Source organism: Sulfitobacter geojensis, assembly GCF_000622325.1.
GTDB lineage: Bacteria > Pseudomonadota > Alphaproteobacteria > Rhodobacterales > Rhodobacteraceae > Sulfitobacter > Sulfitobacter geojensis.
The window spans coordinates 952563-979173 of sequence record NZ_JASE01000005.1 but is presented as its reverse complement, the minus strand read 5'-3'; the positions used below and the strand labels follow the sequence as shown (position 1 = coordinate 979173).

The 26611-nt window shown below is 56.3% G+C and carries 20 protein-coding genes; 2 read left to right on the top strand and 18 right to left on the bottom strand.

Translation table 11 applies throughout. The annotated features are described in order from the left end of the window. Positions 1-171: 171 nt before the first annotated feature. From tuf to rpsL, 4 genes are all read right to left on the bottom strand, one after another. The gene (gene tuf / locus Z947_RS0106825) at positions 172-1347 is read right to left on the bottom strand and encodes an elongation factor Tu (RefSeq protein ID WP_025043539.1); all 1176 of its coding nucleotides are present in this window, start codon (positions 1345-1347) and stop codon (positions 172-174) included. A gap of 102 nt (positions 1348-1449) precedes the next feature. Continuing rightward, positions 1450-3570, bottom strand: coding sequence for an elongation factor G (gene fusA / locus Z947_RS0106820; protein WP_025043563.1), 2121 nt, complete (start codon positions 3568-3570; stop codon positions 1450-1452). 74 nt (positions 3571-3644) lie between these two features. Beyond that, positions 3645-4115 (bottom strand): 30S ribosomal protein S7, encoded by a 471-nt coding sequence (rpsG, locus tag Z947_RS0106815; RefSeq protein WP_025043562.1) that lies wholly within the window; start codon positions 4113-4115, stop codon positions 3645-3647. An 84-nt stretch (positions 4116-4199) separates the two neighbouring features. Then, positions 4200-4571, bottom strand: coding sequence for a 30S ribosomal protein S12 (rpsL, locus tag Z947_RS0106810; RefSeq protein ID WP_025043561.1), 372 nt, complete (start codon positions 4569-4571; stop codon positions 4200-4202). Positions 4572-4899: 328 nt separating this feature from the next. On the opposite strand from rpsL, the gene Z947_RS0106805 reads away from it, so the two are divergent. After that, positions 4900-5718 (top strand): putative rhamnosyl transferase, encoded by an 819-nt coding sequence (locus Z947_RS0106805; RefSeq protein WP_025043560.1) that lies wholly within the window; start codon positions 4900-4902, stop codon positions 5716-5718. On the opposite strand, the gene Z947_RS0106800 is transcribed toward Z947_RS0106805, so the two are convergent. Together Z947_RS0106800 and Z947_RS0106795 are read right to left on the bottom strand one after the other, a co-directional pair. After that, positions 5704-6573 (bottom strand): DMT family transporter, encoded by an 870-nt coding sequence (locus Z947_RS0106800; RefSeq protein WP_025043559.1) that lies wholly within the window; start codon positions 6571-6573, stop codon positions 5704-5706. The genes Z947_RS0106805 and Z947_RS0106800 overlap by 15 nt on opposite strands. Before the next feature lie 17 nt (positions 6574-6590). Next, complete coding sequence (locus Z947_RS0106795) at positions 6591-7397, bottom strand: glycosyltransferase (protein WP_025043558.1); 807 nt, start codon at positions 7395-7397, stop codon at positions 6591-6593. A 395-nt stretch (positions 7398-7792) separates the two neighbouring features. Here Z947_RS0106795 and Z947_RS22035 point away from each other — a divergent pair, with 395 nt between their 5' ends. Beyond that, on the top strand, positions 7793-8860 hold the full coding sequence (locus Z947_RS22035) for a hypothetical protein (RefSeq protein ID WP_156026629.1): 1068 nt from the start codon (positions 7793-7795) through the stop codon (positions 8858-8860). A gap of 127 nt (positions 8861-8987) precedes the next feature. Here Z947_RS22035 and rpoC read toward each other — a convergent pair whose 3' ends face one another. From rpoC to secE, 12 genes are all read right to left on the bottom strand, one after another. Then, entirely contained in the window at positions 8988-13235 is a 4248-nt protein-coding gene (gene rpoC / locus Z947_RS0106785) for a DNA-directed RNA polymerase subunit beta' (protein ID WP_025043556.1), read from the bottom strand. A 72-nt stretch (positions 13236-13307) separates the two neighbouring features. Beyond that, positions 13308-17447, bottom strand: a complete 4140-nt coding sequence (gene rpoB, locus Z947_RS0106780) for a DNA-directed RNA polymerase subunit beta (RefSeq protein WP_025043555.1) — start codon at positions 17445-17447, stop codon at positions 13308-13310. A 287-nt stretch (positions 17448-17734) separates the two neighbouring features. Continuing rightward, entirely contained in the window at positions 17735-18106 is a 372-nt protein-coding gene (gene rplL / locus Z947_RS0106775) for a 50S ribosomal protein L7/L12 (protein ID WP_025043554.1), read from the bottom strand. A gap of 72 nt (positions 18107-18178) precedes the next feature. Further along, a complete protein-coding gene (rplJ, locus tag Z947_RS0106770) occupies positions 18179-18691 on the bottom strand; it encodes a 50S ribosomal protein L10 (RefSeq protein WP_025043553.1) in 513 nt (170 codons plus the stop codon). 376 nt (positions 18692-19067) lie between these two features. After that, positions 19068-20246: a DegT/DnrJ/EryC1/StrS family aminotransferase gene (locus tag Z947_RS0106765; RefSeq protein WP_025043552.1), complete on the bottom strand. Its 1179-nt coding sequence runs from the start codon at positions 20244-20246 to the stop codon at positions 19068-19070. Between the two features lie 54 nt (positions 20247-20300). Continuing rightward, positions 20301-21182 carry a glycosyltransferase family 2 protein gene (locus tag Z947_RS0106760; protein ID WP_162171867.1) on the bottom strand — a complete coding sequence of 294 codons (882 nt, stop codon included), beginning with the start codon at positions 21180-21182 and terminating at the stop codon, positions 20301-20303. A gap of 186 nt (positions 21183-21368) precedes the next feature. Beyond that, positions 21369-22067 carry a 50S ribosomal protein L1 gene (gene rplA / locus Z947_RS0106755; RefSeq protein WP_025043550.1) on the bottom strand — a complete coding sequence of 233 codons (699 nt, stop codon included), beginning with the start codon at positions 22065-22067 and terminating at the stop codon, positions 21369-21371. Between the two features lies 1 nt (position 22068). Beyond that, the gene (gene rplK, locus Z947_RS0106750; RefSeq protein ID WP_025043549.1) at positions 22069-22494 is read right to left on the bottom strand and encodes a 50S ribosomal protein L11; all 426 of its coding nucleotides are present in this window, start codon (positions 22492-22494) and stop codon (positions 22069-22071) included. Between the two features lie 272 nt (positions 22495-22766). Continuing rightward, positions 22767-24731 carry a methyl-accepting chemotaxis protein gene (locus Z947_RS21460; protein WP_162171866.1) on the bottom strand — a complete coding sequence of 655 codons (1965 nt, stop codon included), beginning with the start codon at positions 24729-24731 and terminating at the stop codon, positions 22767-22769. 123 nt (positions 24732-24854) lie between these two features. Further along, entirely contained in the window at positions 24855-25313 is a 459-nt protein-coding gene (locus Z947_RS0106740) for a cache domain-containing protein (protein ID WP_025043547.1), read from the bottom strand. Between the two features lie 318 nt (positions 25314-25631). Further along, positions 25632-26165, bottom strand: a complete 534-nt coding sequence (gene nusG, locus Z947_RS0106735; protein ID WP_025043546.1) for a transcription termination/antitermination protein NusG — start codon at positions 26163-26165, stop codon at positions 25632-25634. Between the two features lie 199 nt (positions 26166-26364). Then, positions 26365-26562, bottom strand: coding sequence for a preprotein translocase subunit SecE (secE, locus tag Z947_RS0106725; protein WP_025043545.1), 198 nt, complete (start codon positions 26560-26562; stop codon positions 26365-26367). Between the last annotated feature and the right edge of the window lie 49 nt (positions 26563-26611).

The following is a 26611-nucleotide window of genomic DNA, read 5'->3' as shown; positions in this document are numbered from 1 at the left end:
GCAACACCGTTAACGAACCGTTAAAAAAAGCAAAAGGCCGCCCCGAATGGAGCGGCCTTTTGTTCTCTATAACTTCTGTGTGCCGACACCTTGCTCTCGTGATCTTTTTCTCAAGGGGAAAAGACACTGACACAAGGCGTCGCACCGTCAACGACGCATGAGCGTTGTTGCTTACTCAGTGATCTTGGACACAACGCCCGCGCCAACAGTACGGCCACCTTCGCGGATCGCGAAACGCAGGCCCTGCTCCATCGCGATGGGCGCGATCAGCTCAACGTCGAACTTCAGGTTGTCGCCAGGCATAACCATTTCTGTGCCTTCTGGCAGAGCAACGGTACCGGTCACATCCGTGGTACGGAAGTAGAACTGTGGGCGGTAGTTCGCGAAGAATGGCGTGTGACGGCCACCTTCTTCTTTGGTCAGAATATAGGCTTCTGCCTCGAACTTGGTGTGTGGGTTCACGGACTTGGGCGCGCAGAGAACCTGACCACGCTCAACGCCGTCACGGTCGATACCGCGCAGCAGAACACCAACGTTATCACCGGCCTCACCACGATCCAGCAGCTTGCGGAACATTTCAACGCCCGTGCAAGTTGTTGTTTTCGTGTCGCGAATACCAACGATCTCGATTGAATCGCCAACGTTGATCACGCCACGCTCAACACGGCCTGTCACAACTGTACCACGACCGGAGATCGAGAATACGTCTTCCACAGGCATCAGGAACGGCTGGTCAACCGCACGTGCAGGTGTCGGGATGTATTCGTCAACAGCTGCCATCAGCGCCACGATTGAGTCTTTACCGATGTTGTCGTCACGCTCTTCCATCGCCGCCAGAGCGGAACCAGGAATGACAGGGATGTCGTCGCCAGGGTACTCGTAAGAGGACAGGAGCTCGCGGATTTCCATTTCCACCAGTTCCAGCAGCTCTTCGTCGTCAACCTGATCCACTTTGTTCATGTAAACAACCATGTACGGGATGCCAACCTGACGGCCGAGCAGGATGTGCTCGCGTGTCTGTGGCATCGGGCCGTCGGCCGCGTTCACAACCAGGATCGCACCGTCCATCTGCGCGGCACCGGTGATCATGTTCTTAACATAGTCCGCGTGGCCGGGGCAGTCGACGTGCGCGTAGTGGCGTGTCTCTGTCTCGTACTCAACGTGCGCGGTGGAGATCGTGATACCGCGTGCTTTTTCTTCGGGCGCGCCGTCAATCTGGTCGTAGGCTTTGAAGTCACCGAAGTACTTGGTGATCGCAGCTGTCAGCGTTGTTTTACCGTGGTCAACGTGGCCGATTGTGCCGATGTTGACGTGCGGTTTATTACGTTCAAACTTTTCCTTTGCCATGGTGTTGGCTCCTTTTGGTTTGTTGGGTGGCGAGGTGAACCCCGCCCTACAGTGTGGGTAGGGCGGGGTTCACCCCGCCGCCCCGATTGTTAATGTTGCCGGTTATGCAAACTTTGCCTGAATCTCGTCAGAGATCGCCTGTGGCACACCTTCGTAGTGATCGAACTGCATGGAGAAGTTCGCACGACCCGAAGACATGGACCGCAAGGTGTTGATGTAGCCGAACATGTTCGCCAGTGGCACGAATGCGTCGATGGCAATCGCGTTACCGCGTGTGTCCTGACCCTGCACCTGACCGCGACGTGATGTCAGGTCGCCGATGATGCCGCCGGTGTATTCTTCCGGTGTGATCACTTCGACTTTCATCACAGGCTCGAGCAGTTTTGCGCCGGCTTTCTTCATGCCTTCGCGCATACCCATGCGGGCCGCGATTTCAAACGCCAGTACGCTGGAGTCAACGTCGTGGAATTTACCTTCAATCAACGCAACTTTGAAGTCGATCACGGGGAAGCCCGCCAACGGACCGGAGTCCATGACAGATTTGATACCCTTTTCAACACCCGGAATATATTCCTTGGGTACCGAACCACCAACAACGCGAGATTCGAAGGAGTAGCCTTCGCCCGGCTCTGTTGGCGTGATGATCATCTTCACTTCCGCGAACTGGCCCGAACCACCCGACTGCTTCTTGTGGGTGTATACGATTTCAGCTTCACGAGAGATGGTTTCGCGGTAAGCAACCTGAGGCGCACCAATGTTGGCTTCAACCTTGAATTCACGCTTCAGACGGTCAACCAGAATGTCGAGGTGAAGTTCGCCCATGCCCTTCATGATCGTCTGACCGGACTCAAGGTCAGTCTCAACGCGGAAGGATGGATCCTCGGCAGCCAGGCGGGCCAGACCGGTCGACATCTTCTCTTGGTCAGCCTTGGTTTTAGGCTCAACCGCGATCTCGATCACCGGATCAGGGAAGGTCATCGTTTCCAGAACCACAGGATCGTTTACGGCGCACAGCGTGTCACCTGTTGTGGTGTCTTTCAGACCCGCCAGCGCGATGATGTCGCCCGCGAATGCTTCGGTGATTTCTTCACGGTCGATGGCGTGCATCATCATCATACGACCAACACGTTCTTTCTTGCCCTTGGTGGAGTTCAAAAGCGTATCGCCCTTGTTCAGAACACCGGAGTAGATACGTGTGAAGGTCAGCGAGCCCACGAAGGGGTCGTTCATGATTTTGAAGGCAAGGCCGGAGAACGCCATGTCATCATCCGCACGACGCGGGATGTCACGAACTTCTTCTTCGTCTCCGGGTTTAAAGCCCATGTAGTCAACAACGTCGAGCGGGCTCGGCAGATAGTCGACAACAGCGTTAAGCAGCGGCTGAACGCCTTTGTTCTTAAACGCGGAACCGCCCAGAACTGGGACGAAGGACAAGGACAAGCAGCCCTTGCGGATCAGTTTGCGCAGTGTTGGAACGTCGGGCTCAGCCCCGTCCATCAGGTACGCTTCCATTGCCTCATCGTCCATTTCCACAGCAGCTTCGATCAGCTTGCCGCGCCATTCTTTGGCCATGTCCTGCAGGTCGGCACGGATTGGGCGCTTCACCCATGACGCACCAAGGTCTTCGCCCTCGTATACCCACTCTTCCATGGTGACGAGGTCAACCAGACCTTCAAGCTCGGTTTCGGCACCGATTGGAACGCCGATTGGCACAGCTGTCGCGCCGGTACGGTCTTCGATCTGTGCAACACAGTTAAAGAAGTCCGCGCCGATTTTGTCCATTTTGTTAACGAACACGATGCGTGGCACTTTATAGCGGTCGGCCTGACGCCAAACCGTTTCGGTCTGTGGCTCAACACCTGCGTTACCGTCAAGAACAGTAACCGCGCCATCGAGAACGGCCAGCGAACGCTCAACTTCAATGGTGAAGTCAACGTGGCCGGGCGTGTCGATGATGTTCATGCGGTGCTTGGGGGAATCCGGTGTCATGCCGTCTTCGGTGCGCTCCCAGAAGGTGGTTGTCGCAGCGGAAGTAATTGTAATACCCCGTTCCTGCTCCTGCTCCATCCAGTCCATTGTTGCCGCACCATCATGCACTTCGCCGATGTTATGCTCTTTGCCCGTGTAATACAGGATACGTTCGGAACATGTGGTCTTGCCCGCGTCGATGTGCGCGATGATACCAAAGTTGCGATACAGTTCGAGGGGGTAGTCGCGTGCCATTTTAAAGCTTCCTCAGGAATATGCTTTGAAAAAGGTCAAGGGCCCGGCGAATCCGAGCCCCCAATCCAGAGATTTTACCAGCGGTAGTGGCTGAATGCTTTGTTCGCATCGGCCATCTTGTGCGTGTCTTCGCGTTTCTTCACGGCTGTACCGCGAGACTGAACAGCGTCCAGAAGCTCGCCTGCAAGGCGCTCTTCCATGGTGTTCTCGTTGCGCGCACGGGCGGCTTTGATCAACCAGCGGATCGCAAGCGCAACGCGACGCTCGGGGCGTACTTCGACAGGTACCTGATAGGTGGCACCGCCAACGCGACGTGAACGTACTTCGACGGAAGGCTGGATGTTTTCCAGCGCTTCGTGAAACACTTCGATCGGTGCGCGTTTGATCTTGTCTTCAACGCGGGTCATGGCGTTGTAAACAATGCTTTCAGCAACGGACTTTTTACCGTCGATCATCAGGTTGTTCATGAATTTGGTCAGAACCAGATCGCCATACTTGGCGTCTGGCAGTACTTCGCGTTTTTCAGCGGCGTGACGGCGTGACATATGAGTGTCTTCCTCTTAGCGGGGGTGAGGCCACGGCCCCACCATACAAACGGTTGGTGAAACGGGGTTGCCCCCGCCTGTGACTTACTTCGGACGCTTGGCACCGTACTTGGAACGACGCTGCTTACGGTCTTTAACGCCCTGTGTATCCAGAACACCGCGCAGGATGTGGTAGCGCACACCGGGAAGGTCTTTCACACGACCGCCGCGGATCAGAACCACAGAGTGCTCCTGAAGGTTGTGGCTTTCACCCGGGATATAGGAAATCACTTCGAAACCGTTGGTCAGGCGAACCTTGGCCACTTTCCGCATCGCGGAGTTCGGTTTCTTTGGCGTGGTTGTATATACACGTGTGCAAACGCCGCGCTTTTGCGGGCACTGCTCAAGGTGCATGGATTTAGAAGTCTTGCGTTTCGGCTGGCGCGGCTTGCGGATCAGCTGTTGGATCGTTGGCATTCCGGTTTATCCCCGTTCTGTCTACATCAGATGCGCGGGGCTGACCCCAACGCGGTTTCAAATTCTGTGCCTTGTCTTTCGACAAAGCGAAAACACCGCAACGCATCCGTACCGAGGAAAGCGAGGCGGTGGGGCACCAGAGGACCGAGTCAGCAATAGACCGGATCTTGACCACTTAAGTTATGATTTCGGCTGGCAAAGGAGACCTCCGCGACCGAGATAGCGGGCGTATAGGCGATGGTTCCAGAGGTGTCAACCGCATGGACCGCCTTGCGCGGCTGCGGGCCGCCTGTAATGGTAGACCAACACAGAAAAGGCAACAGACCCCATGCAAACAATTGGCATCTGCCGCTTTTCCTACCCCGGTGACGGCGGGTTTCAAGTAGAACACGCCACCCTGCAAGAGCGCATGGACTACCTATATGCGCCCGCGCGGATGGCCGAACGTTTCGCGACCTTCGAAACCATGACATTGCCCCCGCTTATGGCGCAATCAGACGATGACTTTACCCTATTGATCGTGATCGGTGAAAGCCTGCCGGCCCGTTACCTCGACCGGCTGCACGCCGCAGTCGAACACATGCCCCAGGCGGTGATCCGTGCCTATCCCCCTGCCCCGCATCGCAAAATCATGCAAGAAGCGATCAATACTGTGCGCCGGTTTGACGGCGACGCCTGCCTGCAATTCCGTATGGATGACGATGACGCCGTGGCCTGCAGCTATATCGAACGCCTGCGCGAAGCAGCGCAGGATGTTTTGCCCTTGGCCGCCAAACACCGCCATATCGCAATTGATTTCAATCAGGGTTTCATCGCGCGACCCTCTGCACGGGGCCTTGATGTCGCCCCGACCAATACGCCTTATACCACCGCTGCGCTGGCTTTGATGTTCCAGCCGGACCTGCCGCTCAGCGTGATGAACTTCGCCCATATGAAGGTCGGGCAAAAGATGCCGACTGTGACGTTCTCGGGGCAGGATATGCTGATCCGTGGTCACAACGACTATAATGATTCCCGCCAGAAGCCTGGTATCAAAGCGCCGCGTCTGACACCGCTCGATGCCTCTGGAAAGGCGCATTTCAAAGCGACCTACGCCATTGACACAGATGCCGTCGCCGCCGCTTTTGCGGCGTTATCCTCCGATTGACAGCTTGCGTTCGCGGTAAAAGCTGAACACCCCGGTCGCCACAACAATTGACGCCCCCACCAGCGTCAGCACATGCGGCCATTCGCCGAAAACGAACCACCCCAGTATCAGCGCCCAGACCAGCCCCGAATACCGGAAAGGAGCGGTGAACGATACATCGCCGGAACGCATCACCTGTATCGAAAAGAAATACCCGCCCAGAATGCAAAATGCCGACGCCACGATCAGCCCCCATGACTGGGCGGAGATCGCAACCCAAGGCGTGCCGAGCGACGCAAGCCCCGCAGCGGTCATCACGGATGCCGCCGTGACCAGTGTTACCGTCATGGACGGCACAGTTGGCGAAAGCTTGCGGGTGACCAGATCGCGGATCGTAACACCGATCATCGCGATCAGCGCATAGATCGACCAGATGTTGAACCCTTCGGCCCCCGGTCTGACAATCAGCAGCACGCCGCAAAACCCCACGGCAATCGCCAGACTGCGCCGCCATCCGACGGCCTCGCGCAGGATCACCGCGCTTGCCAATGTCACCGCCAGCGGCACCACCTGCAAAATAGCCGTCAGATTTGCGAGAGGCATGTTGAACAACGCGGTGAGGAAGAAATACGAAATCATCACTTCCGTGGCCGCGCGCACCCAGATGATCACCCAGTCACGCCGCGCGATATTGAAATGCAGCGCGCCCAGCCGTCCCTTGGTGGCAAGGATCAGCCCACAGGTGATCAGGCTGCGCACAAACAACAGCTGGAACAATGGCACGGCACCGCCGGTCAGTTTCAGCATCGTGTCGTTCAGAACAAAGAACGCCATCGACCCCATCATCAGCAGGGCCCCTGCAAGGTTCACCGACATCTCAAAACCCTAACATCCTAAAGATCATCCAGCATTTCAGGCGTCAGCCCGAAACCATCCGCCAACACCCGCCGAACACCGCGCGGACGCAACGCACCGGCCCTGCCCTGCGGCTGGGCGGTGGAATCATTGTCCGCATGCACCGACCTGATCCACATCGGCCGCGCCACCTCGCTGTAGCAATCGTAGTATTCCATCAGGTTCCGATGATTGCGCCGGAACACCGTGGCATGATCCCCCTTGGGCGTGACCATCGCCAAACCGATCCCCAAGGGGGCACGTTCATACCATTCGGTAATCGGCGTTTCGCTGGTCGGATCCAGATAAAGGCCGCGATTGAACGCGATCACAAAGGGCTTGGTATCGGTGCGCACCTGCAACAAATTGTCTGCCACGGCCCTGATCCGCGCCGTCGTGCTGCGGTGCATCGCGTCATCGTCATCTTGACGGAAGGTCGCAATATGGGTCGCGGATGGATCATCCGGCAGCGCGTTAAAGGCCTGTTTGACCGCTTGGATATGAACCAGCGGCGGCAAGGACACGATCTGCATCGGCTTGAAATCGCGAATGATGTCCTCAAGCTCTGCGCGTGCCTTGTCCGGAAAGCTGTCGCCGATCAGCACGGCGCAGGTGAAATCCGTATCTTCCTGAAGCGACATGGTATGAAACGCCAGCCGTTCGAAAAGCTTGAACCGGCGCGACAGACGCGCAGGATCGTATAGCATCTCGCGCATGGCATCCATGCCTTGGGTCGATTTGGCAAACCCGTTTTCGGACAGATAGGAAAACCGCATCAGCCCTTTGATCTGTGCCTTGAGTTTCACTGCTGCCCTGTGGTTGGTTGTGTTTTGGGCAACGTAAGGGATTGCATCGGGGGGCGGAAGAGGCGTCGATGCCTTTCAGTGCGATCGCGCATTTCGCAGCGTGCAGGGTTTGGTCGTTTTTTGCCAAAACCGTTCAAAAATCACTTATTTGAAGCTGAAAACATCAACTTTGCGCCTAAATTCGCATTCCGAAAAAGTTACTCTCTCCATGTAAGCACATGGTATTGCCGAACTTTTCCAGCCTTCAAAGCGCCCGTTTTACGATCCGCAAATTTCAACTCACACGTCAAAATTGAGCCATATCCGGCCCCTAGGCTTGAGGATGTAACCGATTGTGGTCTTACAAATTGGACGTGGATCGCATGTGTATTTTGTAAAAAAGTGAGGAAATGATCATGCAGAATGTAAAACATTTCACCCTCGTAACTCTTGTCTCCGTCGGCATCGGGTCGAGCGCGCTTGCCCTTGATGTGGGCCTTGGCGGTATTGGTATTGGTGCGGACGTCAGCGTTGGCGGCGGCGGTGTCGGCGTGGGCGTCGGCGCCGATGTCGGTGACGTTGGTGTCGGCGTTGGTGCAGGTGTCGGAAGCGGCAGCGGCAGCGGCTCCGGCAATGGCGATGCATCAGGTCAGGGATCTGGCGATGGCTCGGGCAGCGGTACAGGCAGTGTTGGCGCGGGCGGCGTTGGTGTCGGATTGGGCGGCGTAGGTGTCGGTGCGGGCGTAGGCGTGGGCATTGGCGGTTCGGGTGACGGCGGTACTGGCAGTGGTGGCTCTGGCAGTGGGGGGGCCGGTAGCGGTGGTTCGAGCAGCGGTGGTTCGGGCAGCGGCGGGTCCGGCAATGGCGGGTCAAGCAGTGGCGGGTCAGGCAGTGGCGGGTCAGGCAGTGGCGGGTCAGGCAATAGCGGTACGGGCAGCGGTACTGGCGGCGCAGGAACCGGCGGATCCGGCAGCGGGTCTGGCAACGGCTCAGGGACCGGAAACTCGGGCAGCGGGAACAACGGGTCCGACAACGGAAATTCCGGCAGCGGTAACAGCAACGGCAATTCCGGTAATGGGAACGGCGGCTCTGGTAACGGCAACGCCGGTAACGGGAACGCCAACGCTGGCAACAACAGCGGTGGCGGCGCAAGCCCCTCCGTTGGGCGTGGCCGTGATGGTCACAGTGGGCGGGCATCGATCAACGGCAATACAGTCACACGCCTGTCCAACTCCGTCGTGTCGAAAGACGTGGCACGCGACGCACTGGGCACAACCATCTGGTCTTCGGACCGCACGTTCCTTGGCGAAGTCGTGTCGGCAAAACCGGGGCCGGACGGCTATATTGATGTGGCCATGCGTCTGAACCAAAAGATCGGGAATGGTCAGTTGGCCCATATCCGTATGAAGCCTGACTGGATCCGCAATGGTAAATTCAGGATGCGCATGTCGACCGGTAAGTTCATTAAAAGCGTCGTAAACTGAGCCCCGCGCGTCCCTCTATCGAGCCCCTTTATTCTGCCTGTCTCCTCTCGCGGGCAGAATAAAAACAAAAAGCCCCCGCAGTTGGCATACTGCGGGGGCTTCTTATCAATTAAGGGTCAGGGCGAAATCAATCGCGGCTTTCCTCGTCAAAGGTCGGCGAGTTGAACACATCGCCACCGACGATGTCGTTGTTCTCGACCACAGGTGCCGCCAGGGCTGCCGCTGCTTCTGCTTCTTCGCGGCGCGCTTCTATGACAACATTGTCACGGTCGCTTGCCACTTTACGCATCTGCATGGTCGCACCACCGGTACCGGCCGGGATCAGACGGCCCACGATGACGTTCTCTTTCAGACCGACCAGTTTGTCGCGCTTGCCCTGAACCGATGCTTCGGTCAGAACCCGCGTTGTTTCCTGGAACGATGCCGCAGAGATGAACGAACGGGTCTGCAAGGACGCTTTGGTGATACCCAGCAGGATCGGTTCGCCCTTGGCAACACGGCCGCCTTTGGACAGTGCCTTTTCGTTGGCTTGATCGAACTCCTGCTTATCGACGTGTTCGCCTTTCAGCAGCGTGGTGTCACCAGATTCCTGGATCTCCCACTTCTGCAGCATCTGGCGCACGATCACTTCGATGTGCTTGTCGTTGATCTTAACGCCCTGCAAACGATACACGTCCTGAACTTCGTCGATCATATAGTCGGCCAAAGCCTCGACACCCATAATCGCAAGGATGTCATGCGGCGCTGGGTTGCCGTCCATGATGTAATCACCCTTCTGGACAAAGTCACCTTCCGCAACCGGAATGTGCTTGCCCTTGGGCACCATGTATTCAACCTTGTGATCCGGATCCTCGGAGGACTCAATCGCGATACGGCGCTTGTTTTTATAGTCCTTACCAAAGCGCACATAGCCGTCGATCTCTGCAATGATCGCGTGATCCTTGGGGCGACGTGCCTCAAAGAGTTCCGCAACCCGTGGCAGACCACCGGTAATGTCCTTGGTCTTGGCACCTTCACGCGGGATACGCGCGATGATGTCACCGGCTTTGACTTCTGTCTGGTCTTCAACAGACAGAACCGCGTCCACAGACATCGGATAGGTCACAGGGTTGCCCGCGTCATTGCGCAGCGGCTCGCCATCTTCACCCACCAACAGGATTTCCGGCTTCAGCTCGTTGCCTTTAGGTGCCGCACGCCAGTCGATCACGATCTTCTGCGTCATACCTGTCGCATCATCGGTCTCGTCCTTAACCGCGATCCCGGACACAAGGTCCACGAACTTCGTCATACCGGACTTCTCGGCGATGATTGGCAGCGTGTAGGGATCCCATTCGAACAGCTTGTCGCCGCGTGCAACGGTATCACCGTCCTTGACGAACAGCGTTGTACCATAGCCGATCTTGTGGCTCGCACGCTCTGCACCGTCTTCACCAACGATAAGCATTTTCATGTTCCGGCCCATGACCATGATCCCGCCATCGGCGTTCTCAAGGGTCATTGCGTTTTCGAACACGATCTTGCCCTCTTGGCTCGCTTCGAGGAAGGACTGCTGTCCACCCTGTGCAACGCCGCCGATGTGGAATGTCCGCATCGTCAACTGTGTACCCGGTTCACCGATTGACTGCGCCGCGATGATACCCACCGCTTCGCCTTGGTTCACCAAAGTACCACGGGCAAGGTCACGACCGTAACAGGTTGCGCAAACGCCTTCTTCGGCTTCACAGGTCAGCGGCGAACGGATGCGTGCAACCTGCACCGCATGTTCGTCGATCAGATCCGCCATACGTTCGTCGATCAGACCACCGGCCGGCACGATCACTTCGTCCGTACCCGGCTTGACGATATCGTCCGCCGCAACACGGCCCAGCAAACGCTCGGCCAAGGACGACACAACTTCACCGTCGTTCACCGCAGCTTCGGCAGTGATCGCAGTTTCCGTGCCACAGTCATGCATACGAACGATGCAATCCTGCGCCACGTCTACCAGACGACGTGTCAGGTAACCCGAGTTCGCAGTCTTCAAAGCCGTATCCGACAGACCCTTACGGGCACCGTGGGTGGAGTTGAAGTATTCGAGAACGGTCAAACCTTCCTTAAAGTTTGAGATGATCGGTGTCTCGATGATGTCGCCGTTCGGCTTGGCCATCAAACCACGCATCCCGCCGAGCTGTTTCATCTGCGTCACGGAACCACGCGCACCGGAGTGGGCCATCATGTAAACCGAGTTCGGTTCGTTCTCTGCCCCGTTTTCAGCGTAGGTGGTGTCGGAAATCGACCCCATCATCGCGTCGGTGACCTTGTCGTTACACTTTGACCATGCGTCGACAACTTTGTTGTACTTTTCGCCCTGAGTGATCAGGCCGTCCATGTACTGCTGTTCAAAGTCGCGGACTTGTTCACGTGTTTCTTCGACCAGTGGCCACTTGCTATCGGGGATCAGCATGTCGTCTTTACCAAACGAAATACCGGCCTTGAAGGCTTCGCGGAAACCCATGGTCATGATGTGGTCACAGAAGATAACCGACTCTTTTTGACCACAGTAACGGTAAACCGTGTCAATCACCTGCTGCACTTCTTTCTTGCGCAGCAAACGGTTGACCAGATCGAACGGTGCCTTGGCGTTCAACGGCAGCAAGGCCCCCAAACGCACACGGCCGGGCGTGGTGTCAAAGCGCATCAGCACTTCGTTGCCTTCGTTGTCGATCTGCTTGATCCGCGCCTTGATCTTGGTGTGCAGGTGTACCTCACCCGCGTCGAGTGCGTGCTGCACTTCGTCGACGGTGCCGAATACTTTGCCTTCGCCCTTCATACCTTCACGCTCAAGCGTGGTGTAATACAGGCCCAAAATCATATCCTGAGAAGGAACAATGATCGGTGCGCCGTTTGCCGGCGACAGAACGTTGTTCGTGGACATCATCAGAACGCGCGCTTCAAGCTGTGCTTCAAGCGACAGCGGCACGTGAACCGCCATCTGGTCACCGTCGAAGTCCGCGTTAAATGCGGAACAAACCAGCGGGTGCAGCTGGATCGCTTTACCTTCGATAAGAACCGGCTCGAACGCCTGAATGCCAAGACGGTGCAGCGTAGGCGCACGGTTCAGCATGACAGGGTGCTCGCGAATAACTTCGTCGAGGATATCCCAAACTTCGGGGCGTTCCTTTTCGACCAGCTTCTTGGCTTGCTTCACCGTGGAAGACAGACCTTTGGCTTCAAGCCGGCTGTAGATGAACGGCTTGAACAGCTCGAGCGCCATCTTTTTCGGCAAACCACATTGATGCAGCTTCAGCTCCGGCCCTGTCACAATGACCGAACGGCCAGAGAAGTCGACGCGCTTACCCAAAAGGTTTTGACGGAAGCGACCCTGCTTACCCTTCAGCATGTCGGACAGTGATTTCAACGGGCGCTTGTTGGCACCGGTAATCACACGACCACGACGACCGTTGTCGAACAGGGCGTCTACAGATTCCTGCAACATCCGCTTTTCGTTACGCACGATGATATCGGGCGCACGCAGTTCGATCAGACGCTTCAAACGGTTGTTACGGTTGATCACCCGGCGATACAGATCGTTCAGGTCAGACGTCGCAAAGCGACCGCCATCCAGCGGCACCAGCGGGCGCAGTTCTGGCGGGATCACGGGGATCACTGTCAGAACCATCCACTCAGGCCGGTTGCCGGATTCAAGGAAGCTTTCAACCACCTTCAGGCGCTTGATGATCTTCTTGGGCTTCAGTTCGCCTGTGGCTTCTTTCAGCTCTTCACGCAGCTGGTCGGCCTCTGCTTCAAGGTCGATCGCAGCGAGCATTTCGCGGATCGCTTCAGCACCGATGTTGGCGGTGAACGCGTCCATGCCGTAAGCATCCTGCGCGTCCATGTACTCTTCCTCGGTCATCATCTGACCGTAGGTGAGGTCCGTCAGACCGGGTTCGATCACCACGTAGTTTTCGAAATACAGCACGCGTTCCAGATCACGCAGTGTCATGTCGAGCATGAGACCGATCCGGGACGGCAGTGATTTTAGAAACCAGATGTGTGCCACAGGCGAGGCCAGCTCGATGTGGCCCATACGCTCGCGGCGAACTTTTTGCAGCGTAACTTCGACACCACATTTTTCGCAGACAACGCCGCGATACTTCATGCGCTTATATTTACCGCACAGGCATTCGTAGTCTTTGATCGGGCCAAAGATACGCGCACAGAACAGGCCGTCACGCTCGGGCTTGAACGTCCGGTAGTTGATGGTTTCGGGCTTTTTGATCTCACCGAACGACCACGACAGGATACGCTCTGGCGAGGCCAGGGATACCTTGATCTCGTCAAACGTCTTCATCGGCGTGACGGGGTTGAACGGGTTGTTTGTCAGTTCCTGGTTCATTTTCAAATCCTTGAATTGGGGGGAGGTGCGGATCGGGCAAAATCGCCCGATCCGCTTAGATGAGCTTTGGCGTTACTCATCTTCCTCCGCATCCAGGAGTTCCATATTCAGGCCGAGGCCGCGGACTTCTTTCACGAGAACGTTAAAGCTCTCTGGAATGCCCGCTTCAAAGTTGTCCTCGCCCTTGACGATGCTTTCGTAGACCTTCGTCCGGCCGGCCACGTCATCCGATTTCACAGTCAGCATTTCCTGCAGGGTGTATGCAGCGCCGTACGCCTCAAGGGCCCAGACCTCCATCTCACCAAAGCGCTGACCACCGAACTGCGCTTTACCGCCCAATGGCTGCTGGGTGACCAGCGAGTATGGACCGGTAGAACGCGCGTGGATTTTGTCATCCACAAGGTGGTGCAGCTTCAGCAGGTACTTGACACCCACGGTCACAGGGCGGGCAAACTGCTCGCCTGTACGGCCGTCAAACAGCACCGACTGACCAGATGAACTAAAGCCGGCACGTACCAGCGCGTCGTTCACATCTGCCTCTTTGGCACCATCGAATACCGGCGTCGCAATCGGAACACCACGTGTGACGTTGGACGCCGCATCCAGCAACGTTTCCTCGTCCATACCTTCGATACCTTCGGCATAAACGTCCGCGCCATAGGCGATGTTCATCGCCTCACGTACAGGTGTCAAATCGCCGGAACGTTTGTACTCTTGCAGCGCCTCATCGACGTTCAGACCCAGACCGCGTGCGGCCCAGCCCATGTGTGTCTCAAGGATCTGACCAACGTTCATACGCGATGGAACACCCAGCGGGTTCAAACAGAAGTCAACCGGCGTCCCGTCTTCGAGGAACGGCATATCTTCCATTGGTACAACCTTGGAAATAACACCTTTGTTCCCGTGACGGCCCGCCATTTTATCGCCCGGCTGCAGCTTGCGCTTCACCGCAACAAAGACTTTGACCATCTTCATCACACCCGGAGGCAGATCGTCACCACGACGGACTTTCTCGACCTTATCCTCGAACCGCGCATCCAAGGCCCGCTTCTGGATCTCGTACTGCTCGTTCAGGGCTTCGACGATTTTCGCGTCATCTTCGTCTTCCAGTGCAAGCTGCCACCACTGACCGCGGGTCAGGACGTCATCCAGCATGGTTTCCGTGATCTGGCTGTTGGATGCGACGCCTTTCGGCCCCTTCACTGCAACCTTGCCCAGGATCATACCGCGCAGACGCGCGTAGATGTTGCGATCCAGAATGCCCAATTCGTCATCCCGGTCACGTGCCAGACGTTCGACTTCTTCACGTTCGATCTGCAGCGCACGTTCGTCTTTTTCCACACCGTGGCGGTTAAAGACGCGCACTTCTACAACCGTACCAAAGTCACCCGGCTTTACCCGCAGGGATGTGTCACGCACGTCAGAAGCTTTTTCACCAAAGATGGCACGCAGAAGCTTTTCTTCCGGTGTCATCGGGCTTTCGCCCTTCGGTGTGATCTTGCCGACCAGAATATCGCCCGGTTCAACATCCGCGCCGATGTAAACGATGCCCGCCTCGTCGAGGTTGCGCAGCGCTTCTTCACCGACGTTCGGAATGTCGCGTGTGATTTCCTCTGGCCCAAGCTTGGTGTCACGCGCGGCGACCTCAAACTCTTCGATGTGGATCGAGGTAAAGACGTCATCGCGTGAAATCCGTTCGGAAATCAGAATGGAGTCCTCATAGTTGTACCCGTTCCAAGGCATAAACGCGACGACCACGTTTTTACCAAGGGCAAGTTCACCCATATCCGTGGATGGACCATCGGCGATAACCTGACCTTTTGTGACCTTCTCACCCACTTTCACCAGCGGACGCTGGTTGATGCAGGTGTTCTGGTTCGACCGTTGGAATTTACGCATGCGGTAAATGTCTACGCCCGCATCACCCAACTCAAGATCTTCGGTGGCGCGCAGAACGATACGGCTGGCGTCGACTTGGTCGATGATACCACCACGTTTCGCCATGTAAGCCGCACCGGAATCCCGTGCCACAACTTCTTCGATGCCTGTCCCAACAAGCGGCGCTTCCGCTTGCAGCAATGGCACCGCTTGGCGTTGCATGTTCGACCCCATCAAAGCGCGGTTGGCGTCATCGTTTTCAAGGAACGGGATCAACGAGGCCGCAACTGAGACCAGCTGCTTTGGTGAAACGTCGATCAAATCAACGCTTTCCGTAGGTGCCAGCGTATAGTCACCGGAGCGGCGTGTGTTTACCATCTCGTTTGTGAACTTGCCGTTCACATCCAGCGACGCGTTCGCCTGCGCCACAGTGTGACGCATTTCCTCGGTCGCGGACATATAGTGCACTTCGTCCGTGACGGTGCTGTCCTTAACCACACGGTAAGGCGTTTCGATAAAGCCGTATTTGTTCACTCGGGCAAAGGTCGCCAGCGAGTTGATCAGACCAATGTTCGGACCTTCCGGCGTTTCAATCGGACACATCCGGCCATAGTGGGTCGGGTGAACGTCACGTACTTCAAAACCGGCACGCTCACGTGTCAGACCGCCAGGCCCAAGCGCTGAAAGGCGACGCTTGTGCGTGACCTCGGACAGCGGGTTGGTTTGGTCCATGAACTGCGACAGCTGCGACGAGCCAAAGAATTCACGAACCGCAGCAGCAGCAGGCTTCGCGTTGATCAGGTCCTGCGGCATGACTGTGTCGATCTCGACAGAAGACATACGCTCCTTGATCGCGCGCTCCATGCGCAGCAGGCCAACGCGGTACTGGTTTTCCATCAGCTCGCCAACAGAACGCACACGACGGTTGCCAAGGTGGTCAATATCGTCGATGTCGCCGCGCCCGTCGCGCAGGTCAACCAATGCTTTGATACAGGCAACGATATCTTCGCGGCGCAGGGTGCGCTGCGTGTCTTCGGCGTCCAGATCAAGGCGCATGTTCATTTTCACACGACCAACAGCCGACAGGTCATACCGTTCGCTATCAAAGAACAACGTGTCGAACAGGTTCGATGCGGCTTCAACGGTGGGCGGTTCGCCCGGGCGCATGACACGGTAGATATCCATGAGCGCGGTGTCGCGGTTCATGTTCTTGTCGTTCGCCATGGTGTTGCGCATGTATGGACCGACATTGACGTTATCGATGTCCAACAACGGAATCTCGGTGATGCCCGCGTCGACCAATTCCTTGGCCGTACCGCCGATCAGATCGCCGTCCTTGTCGTACTCAAGTGTCAACTCGTCGCCAGCCTCGACATAGATCGCGCCGGTTTCTTCGTTGATGATATCCTTGGCAACGAATTTGCCCTGAATGTGATCGAAGGGCAGCAACAGCTCGGTCACCTCACCCGCGTCGATCAATTGCTTGACCGCACGTGGCGTGGCCTTTTTGCCCTGCTCGAACAGGATCTCGCCGGATTTGGCGTCGATGATGTCATAGGTTGGACGTGTGCCCCGCACACGGTCCGGGAAGAACGGCGCAACCCAGCCCTTTTTGGCCTGAAGCTTGTATGTCACCGTGTTGTAATAGGCATCCATGATGGATTCCTGGTCCAGCCCCAGCGCATAAAGCAATGTGGTGACAGGCAACTTGCGACGACGGTCAATGCGCGCGAACACGATATCTTTGGCATCGAATTCGAAGTCCAGCCAGGAGCCGCGGTAGGGAATGATGCGGCACGCAAACAAAAGCTTGCCCGAGCTGTGGGTCTTGCCCTTGTCGTGGTCAAAGAACACACCGGGGGAGCGGTGCATCTGGGAAACGATCACGCGCTCGGTCCCGTTCACAATGAACGTCCCGTTCGGTGTCATCAGGGGCATATCGCCCATGAACACGTCTTGTTCTTTAATGTCTTTAACAGACTTGGCGCCCGTGTCCTCGTCCACTTCAAACACGATCAGACGCAGGGTCACCTTAAGCGGCGCGGAATAGGTCATGTCACGCTGCTGACATTCCTCAACATCGTACTTTGGCTTTTCCAGCTCGTACTTGACGTATTCAAGCACGGATGTTTCGTTGAAATCCTTGATCGGGAATACCGACTGGAACACGCCCTGAATGCCGTCACCATCGGTGGGCACTTCGGCATCGCCGGAGTTCAGGAACAGATCGTATGATGATTTCTGGACCTCAATGAGGTTCGGCATGTCCAGCACTTCGCGGATTTTGCCATAATATTTACGTAGACGCTTCTGGCCAAGGAAGGATTGTGCCATGTGTCGTAATACCTTTCGTATCTCTTGCCTGAACGCCGCCACCGGGGCCGTGACGCGTCCATCAGAGCGGATTAGTCCGGTCTATGCTGGCATGCGTCCCACCGCACACCTTCCGACCTCTGGACCTCTCCAGAAGGATGCTTTGCCCATCAAAAGCACCCTTCAAGACAGGTTTGGCTGGACAGGGATTTCTCCCCATCCAGCCAATGTTTTATTCGGGAACATCGGAAACTTTGAAAGTTTCCGACCGCTTTCTTTGAAAGAAAGCGATCCCTGAAGTAGACCGATTAGGCCAGTTCGACTTCTGCGCCAGCTGCTTCCAGCTTGGCTTTTACGTCTTCGGCTTCGGCTTTGTCGACGCCTTCTTTGATTTTGCCACCGGCTTCAACCAGGTCTTTGGCTTCTTTCAGGCCCAGACCGGTGATGCCACGGACTTCCTTGATCACGTTGATCTTGGAAGCGCCGGCGTTCTTGAGAACGACGTCAAATTCAGATTTCTCTTCTGCGCCGCCGCCAGCGTCTGCTGGGCCAGCCATCATTACAGCGCCACCGGCAGCTGGTTCGATGCCATACTCGTCTTTGAGGATGGTTTTCAGTTCTTGTGCTTCAAGCAGTGTCAGACCTACGATGTCTTCTGCCAGTTTTTTCAGATCAGCCATGTTTTAGCTCTTTCCGTTAACAATATGTGTGTTCCAACGTGTTGTTTCAACACGCCAGCTTGACGATATGCTTTACGCAGCTTTGTCCTCGATCGTGGACAAAATGGATGCGATGTTGCTTGCAGGTGCGCCAATGGCCCCGGCGATGTTGGATGCAGGTGCGCCCAGCATGCCCGCGATGGTGGAGATAAGCTCCTCCCGCGAAGGCATTTTGGACACGGCTTCAACACCGGCGACGTCCAGAGCGTTCTCACCCATTGCACCACCAAGGATCACCAGCTTTTGGTTCTCTTTGGCGAAGTCCTGAGCAACCTTGGCCGCAGCCACAGGATCCTCGGAATAGGTCAGAACGGTCATACCCTCGAGAAGATCACCGATGCTTTCGCATGGCTTTCCCTGAAGGGCAATTTTGGCGAGCCTGTTCTTGGCAACACGCACAGATGCATCAGCCGCACGTGCGCGCGCCCGAAGATCCTGCATTTCAGCAACTGTCAAACCGACGTAGTGAGATACCACAACGACGCCAGAGCTTTCAAAGATCTGGCCGAGTTCGTCGACCAACTGTTCTTTTTGTGCTCTATCCACAGTTTCACTCCAGTAAGGGAGGGTTACCCCTCCGGCTCAGTTTTGCCGGAACGTTTGGTCGTCCCGACATTCGGGTCCTTACGGGGGCCGGGTGCGTCACTGCGGAGAGCCTGTTCGGGCGATCCGAAGAAATTACCGTTTCCCGTCTCAGGCAGGAATTATGCAGGAAATATTTCCAACACCCACCGTCTCGGACGAAAAGCACAAAAGCGCGACGAATCGCGCTTTGGTACTTGAGGTGTGGATTACCCCCTTGGTCCGGGGTTTCCAACCCCTGAAACAATCCCTTGGCCGGATTTACCGAAAATTCGCGCCCCTCGGGCCGTTTTCTGCGCCTGCAGCGCCTTCGCCCGCAAGCTGAAAGCGGCACATCGCATCAAACGGGTGCCGTCACCATCGTCGCCGCGATGGCATCAAGGATCGCTTGCGCCACGACATCACATTCCGCAAGCTCCAGCCGCGCCGGCAGGCGCACGTCACAGGCACGATCCAGCATCGCGCGGGTCATTGGCTGGTCGGGGTTGGGGTCCAGAAACTGCCAGTTCCAGAACGCGCGCGCATTGTCGTCAGAACGGCCGAACACCTGCACCTTCAGACCGCGCGTGCCGGCCTGACGGATAAATTCATCCACCTGCGCATCCGACATATCCACCAGATTGAACTGAATTGAATCCGGGGCGCGTTCTTCCGCTGGTAGCGAGGGCGGCACAGAAATCCACGCACAGCTGTCAAGCGCTTGCGCCACATGATCATGGTTGCGCCGTCCTGCCCGAACGCGTTCCGGCAATGCCGCAAGCTGGGGACGGATCAATGCCGCAGAAAGCGTATTCAAACGCAGGTTATATAACGGCAGCTGGTTCTGCCATTTCGCAAATGCCGCATGCAAAACAGGGTGTTTTTTCCAGTTGTGCTCATAGGCACCGGACATCACAATCGCCTGCGCAATCAGATCGGCATCATCCGTAATCATGATGCCACCCTCCCCCGCGTTCAGCAGTTTATAAGACTGGAAACTGAAACACCCGATCTTGCCGATCGTCCCGATGTTGCGCCCCGCCCATGTGGTGCCCAAGCTATGCGCCGCATCTTCGATCACCGGAATACCGGCCGCGTTGCACATATCCATGATCACATCCATGTCAGAGGTATGACCCCGCATGTGGCTGATAATCACCGCATCACACTCCGCCAGTTTGATCGCGAAATCATTCAGGTCGATGCGATAGTTACTGCCACATTCACAGAGCACCGGCACGCAATTGGCATGCACCACAGCGGAGGGCACAGCCGCAAAGGTAAAGGCGGGGATCAATACCTTGGCGTCGCGCGGCAACCCCAAAGCCTTCAGCGACAAAAACAGCGCGGCGGAGCAGGATGAAACAGCCAGCGCAAAAGTACTGCCAAGAGCAGCGGCAAATTCCGCCTCCAGCAAGGCAACCGGCGAGTCATCGGAAGTATATCGAAAAAGATCGCCGGTCTGTAAAATCCGCTCCACCTCGGCTCTGGCGGACTCGGGGATTGCTTCGGCGTCAGTTAAGTTTGGCATCGTTGGCATAGTGTTACCTGTCCTGAAATCCTGCCGCGGCAGATGCTGGCGCAGTCCGGCATGCTAAGCCCGATCCACACCGGCGAATCGCGCGGGCAGCTGATAAATCTCGTCGTATTTTGTATGGGTGAAATGCCACAGCGTATCATTACGCTTGCGCCATGTGTCGTGCATTCCTTGGCGCACGTGGTTCAGGTCAAAGTCCTGCACAATCGGGCGCTCGGCAAATTTCGCAAAGACGGCATCGTCATCACGGTTCTTTGCAAACCACTGCGGGTTGGACCGGACCTTGCCATCACCGTGCTGGGCCTGCTCATCAACAAAAGCGTTGCGTCGGTTCAATGTGTCCTTGAACACGCCGAAATCACAGTACTTCATGTGAAAAAGGTACAAAAAGTCGGGCATATTCAGTTTGCGATAAGCTGCGTAATGCCCGCCCCGCGCTAACTTGCCCCCGCGCGACACGATGCAGGGTTTGGCGTAGTGCAGATCAATCTGCGCGAACATGCGCGGCCCGATGATGCCATCCTCTACCGGTTCCGGTTCACGGTCCCGCATGTGCACAATTTCCATCCCCATGGCCGTGTAAATCGTGCCCCCGTCGGCACCGTCCAGCCATTCGCGCAAATTCATGCCCGCGGCCGGATCGACGACCAGAAATTCGTCCACATCCACCACAATCACATGCTTGAACCACTGGCGCAGCGCGTCCTTCATGTGGTTCATCGTGCGGGATTTCAGGATGGTGAAATTGTTGGTCTGCGTGTCCGGTATCGGGATCACGTTACAGCCCTGTGCAAGCGCGCGCACTTCGGGTTCGTCACCGTGGCTGACGATATAAAGGTTTTCGCGCCCGAACAGCGCGCCATAATACGCCACAAACCGTTTCAGATAGAAGTGATCGTCCCGACAAATCGTCAGTATCGCTGTCAGCCTGTCTGCCACGTCACCCTCCATCTTCCTCGCATTGTTAGGGGGGATGGATTCTGCGGACAAGTCAAATGGCCCGTAACCGCTCTATTTACCTGTGACCCGAATCGGTTGCACCCTGCCCGGCATTATCGGTTCGCGCATATGAAAAAGGGCGGTGATTATCTCACCGCCCCTTCCCTAATAACGATTGATCAACGCTTACTCGGTGATCGCGTTGTCCACGGAAACAGAAACGCCCGGGCCCATTGTAGAGCTAAGGTTGATCTGCTTCATGTAGGTGCCTTTGGTGCCTGTCGGCTTGGCTTTGGCAACCGCACCAACAAAGGCACGGATGTTTTCGACCAGCTTGCCTTCGTCGAAGGACAGTTTGCCAACGCCGGCATGCACAACGCCGCCTTTTTCAGCTTTGAACTGAACTTCGCCGCCTTTGGCCGCTTTAACAGCGTCCGCCACATCCATGGTAACCGTGCCCACTTTGGGGTTTGGCATCAGGTTGCGGGGGCCCAGCACTTTACCCAGACGACCAACGATTGGCATCATGTCAGGTGTCGCGATGCAACGATCGAATTCGATCTTGCCGGACTGCACGATTTCCATCAGGTCTTCTGCACCCACGATATCGGCGCCTGCCGCTGTCGCTTCTTCGGCCTTGGGGCCGCGTGCAAAAACAGCAACCCGCATGGTTTTGCCGGTACCGTTTGGCAGACCAACCACACCGCGGACCATCTGGTCTGCGTGACGTGGGTCAACACCAAGGTTCATGGCGATCTCGATGGTTTCGTCGAACTTGACGGTCGAGTTGCCTTTGATCAGCGCCACAGCTTCTTCTACTGTGACGTTCTCTTTGCCTGCGAATGCTTCGCGGGCGGCGCGTGTGCGCTTTCCAAGTTTTGCCATCTTACTTAACCTCAATGCCCATAGACCGGGCGGAGCCCAGAATAATTTTCATCGCCTGCTCTACGTCGTTCGCGGACAGGTCCACCATTTTCGCCTCTGCAATTTCGCGCAGTTGCTTTGGTGTTACAGAACCAACGGTTTCGCGGCTTGGCAATTTGGCACCAGAGTTAACTTTGGCGGCTTTTTTCAGGTAGTAAGACGCAGGCGGCGTCTTGATGTCCATGGTAAAGGACTTGTCCTGATAATAGCTGATCACGGTCGGGCAAGGGGCACCTGGCTCCATGTCCGCTGTCTTGGCGTTGAACGCCTTACAGAATTCCATGATGTTGATGCCGCGCTGACCCAATGCTGGACCTACGGGCGGGGACGGGTTTGCTTGACCCGCTTTAACTTGCAACTTCATCGTACCGACGAGTTTCTTGGCCATTGGCCTTCTCCTTTGCAACGCCCCTTGGTCGCGACCGCAGGGCTATGTGTTGTGTGGTCCGGTTAGCGTGCCGCGGCGCGCGTGCCTCCCACAGTAGTGAATCACCTGATAGGGCGATTGCTGCGGGTTATAGCGCAGCGGCCCATATTGCAAGCAAAGGATGCGGCGGCGGCGTCATGTGATCGACCTCGGTGGTTTGACGCCGTCCCCAATCGACAGTGCCGCGCAGTCGCGCGCAGCAGCCCCGTCCATTAACCTGCAATCCGATTGGCTCACGCCGCCGCACCAAGAGGCTCCGACCCTTTGGTGCTGAATTGGAGCGCCAGATCGGTCAGCTCTTCTGCCGCGCTCGACAGCGAATGGCTAGCCGCTGTTGTTTCTTCAAACATTGCAGCGTTCTGTTGGGTGGCCCTGTCAATTTCGTTAATGGCCACATTGACGTTCGATATACTGTCCGCCTGCTCTGCAGTGGACTGTGCGATTTGCGACACGTTCTCTGTCACCTCTTTGATCGAAAGGGACATTTCGCTAATGGTTTTGCCGGTCTGGCTAACAAGATTAACACCGTTTCGCACCTGTTCGGAACTCCGGCTAATCAGTGTCTCGATTTCACCGGCCGAAGTCGCCGCCTGTACCGCCAGGACCCGGACCTCCGAAGCGACGACGCTAAAACCCCGTCCACTTTCCCCGGCTCGGGCGGCTTCCACGCCGGCATTCAACGCAAGCAAATTCGTCTGAAACGCAATTTTGTTAATCATCGTCACCGCCTCCGAAATCTCATCCGACAGGGTCGAAATTTCCGCCATGGCCGCAATCGCGTTGTTCACCACCGCCTCGCTTTCATCCGCCTTGCTGAGGGACGAGAGGACAAGTTGCTTGGCGCTTTGGGCATTTCCGGCAGCTGACTGAACAGAGATTGTCACCTCTTCGATGGCAGCAGAGGTTTCTTCCAGACTGGCGGCGGTTTTTTCCGTTCTTTCCGAAAGGCTGTTCGCTGCGGCGGCAATTTCGCTGGAATCGGCAAGGACACCCGATGCGCGGCTGGTGATCTTGATAATAGCCTCCTCGAACTGCTGGGCAGACAGGTTGGTGTCATCCTGCAATTCGGCAAAAGCGCCCTTGAAATCGCCCTCCATGCGCACACTCAGGTTGCCGGTGGAAAGCTGTTTTAGAATACCACAGGCCGCGCGCAGGCCTGAATCAACCGTCGACAACAGCGAATTCACCCCGACCGCGACATCGCTCAGTGCTTTCTCCTGAAATGAATCTTCCATCCGCTGCGAGAAATCACCTTGTTCAGCCGCAGAAATCACATTGGCCAACTGGTCCTCCATGAGTTTGGATTGCGCGGCACGCCGCATGACAACTTCCTGCTCGCTGCGGATACGCTCCGCATCCTGTTGTTTCTGCGTGTTTTCAGCCTCTAGCGCTTCTTTCTCAATGCGCGCCTGATCTTCCAGCGCTTTTTCCCGCGCAATCCGCAGGCCTTGCGCTTCCTTGGCATTTTCGCGGAAAACATCCAGTGCAGTGGCCATCTGCCCGATTTCGTTCGGGGCGTCTGTGCCCTCAATCTCCACCTCAAGATTTCCTTCGGCAAGTGATCGCATGTTTTCAGTCATGCTCTGGATCGGACCTGTGATCGAACGGATGATCGACGACGTGACAATCAGACATAACGCGATGCTCGCGGCTGCAATGATCAGAAAAGTGACCTTTGCCCGATCTGCCTCGGCAACGGTTTGTTTGGACGCGGCATCCACTTCCAGCCTTGATGCACCGGCCGCAGCATTTGCAATCTCGACAACTTCGACGAATTGGTCATCTGCCTGATTGATCAAAATGGAGCCGGTCATCGGTTCTATCGCAAGCATTTCAAGTGCCGATGTCGCAGAGGTCAGGTAGCCGATTACAATTTCCTGCGTGGCTTCAATGATAGATCCCTCGGGCACCTTTTCCGCCCCATCATAAGCTGTTTGAACCTGTGCCAGTGCCGCTGTGGCCGCCGCGAATTGCCGCTCCATCGGTGCCCCCGACAGACCGGCGTTTGCCAAAGCACTGGTGCGAACAACCTCAAGATGAGCGCTTTTCAGCAGGCCGGTCGTTTCTGAAATCTCCTGCAGTTGCGGGATCAGAACATCAGCGGTTTCCAGCAACTTACCAGACAGGTGGGACAGCACGCTGCGTGCGATGAACGACGTGCACATCAGCGAAAATACCGCAACGGCAACAATCGCCATGCCTTTAATTCGCAAGCTCGTTTTGGTGAAGAACCGCATCATTCAAACCTGTCTGTAAATTCTAATTGGATGATTCAGCGGAGGCGACCAGCCTTAGCCCCTCCGCCTTCGGCGAGTGTGATGTCAGTCCTTGTAAATACCGACACCAGCATAATGGCTGTCGCCAAGCCGCACGACCCGCGTAGACTTTGATTCAATTTTCTTGGTGGCAGGGTTGGGCCAGACATAATCGACCCAGCCGGCACCATCTTCACGGGCTGTTTTCTGCAATTCGACACCAACCAATACACCGTTGGCATCTTTCATCCCGTCCAGATTTCTGCCGACCAAAGCGGAGTTAGCCCCGTGCGCGACAAGGTTCCCGCCAAGTTCGCCAACGATGACATAGAGGTCGCGGTCACGAAACGTCGCGTTGGATGGATCGCCAACAGCCGCAATAACCGCTTCGATCCCCTCCGCATCAAACAGGGTCACGACATGTTCGACCATCGCTGCGGCCTCATCGGCTGATCCGCGTTCCGCGGCAAGGCCAGCCAGCGGTGCCAAGACCAGCGCCATAACAAACATCATCTTCTGTAGCATCGGGGTATCTCCATTTTTGATCTGCGCACAGCTTGACCAAAAAACTCTGAACAATCTCGTAACGCGCAGAGGAGAAAACCGAAAACATACCGAGACTTTTATCGATGGTACGGTGACACCGATAATTTCAGCCCCTCGAGACGCAGGGCTGCGCAGACCGACGCCATGCACAAACCAAAGACAGATATCTTGGCGACAAACGATGCTGATATGTGAAATGGGTGGTTGCCCGTTTTCGTTACGGGCCTTGAATGACGGGCACTGCTGCCCGTCTTCATGTCTTGTAAACTATCGGCCGGGGTTCGCCCCGCCGCGGGGTTACGACTGTTTGATAACCTGCGTGAATTCCAGCTCGACCGGTGTTTCGCGGCCAAAGATGGACACGGACACTTTCAAACGCTGGGCCTCGTCGTCAACTTCTTCGATCATCCCGTCAAAGTCTTCAAACGGACCGTCACCGACCTTGACCCGCTCACCCACTTCAAAGTGGATCAACGTCCGAGGCGCATCTTCGCCTTCCTGAACCCGGCCGAGGATCGCCTGAACTTCGGCATCGCGCATTGGCATCGGGCGGCCTTGTGGCCCCAGAAAACCGGTAACGCGGTTGATCGAGTTGATCAGGTGATAGCCCTGATCGGACATTTCCATATGCACCAGCACATAGCCGGGCATGAACCGCCGTTCCGTCGTGACCTTCTTGCCGCGACGCACTTCAATTACTTCTTCGGTCGGCACCAATACTTCGTCGATCTGATCCTCAAGACCCTGCTCTTCAGCCGTGGTGCGGATCTGTTCTGCGATCTTTTTCTCGAAATTGGACAGGACACTGACCGAATACCAACGTTTTGCCATCTGAACTTATGTCCCTGTCTTGCGATAGCGCGCGGCGTTACGCCCGGCCATCTGATCCGTGAATACCTGAATAAAAAAGGGCGCGCGGGCTCGATTCGCCGCACGCCACATCAGGTCTGGATTGGGCAATAACCTTTGACGGTTCGGGATTCAAGCCTGTGCTTGGTATTTTTGAACCGCCCGCCGCAGTTAGACCAGCCTAGCCAAACATTCCAAGGACGCTGTTCAATCCGCCGCGGATCAGGATATCGACAATGGCAAAGAATACCGCCGTCAGTGCGGCAAGGATAAACACCATTACCGTGGTTAACATTACCTCGCGGCGGGTGGGCCAAACGACCTTGCCGACCTCGGCGCGTGCCTGTTGGATGAACTGCAGTGGATTGGTCATCGCCATGTGATTGTCCTTGAAAAAGCGCTTATGGGCATCTAGCGGCTGTCGCCTT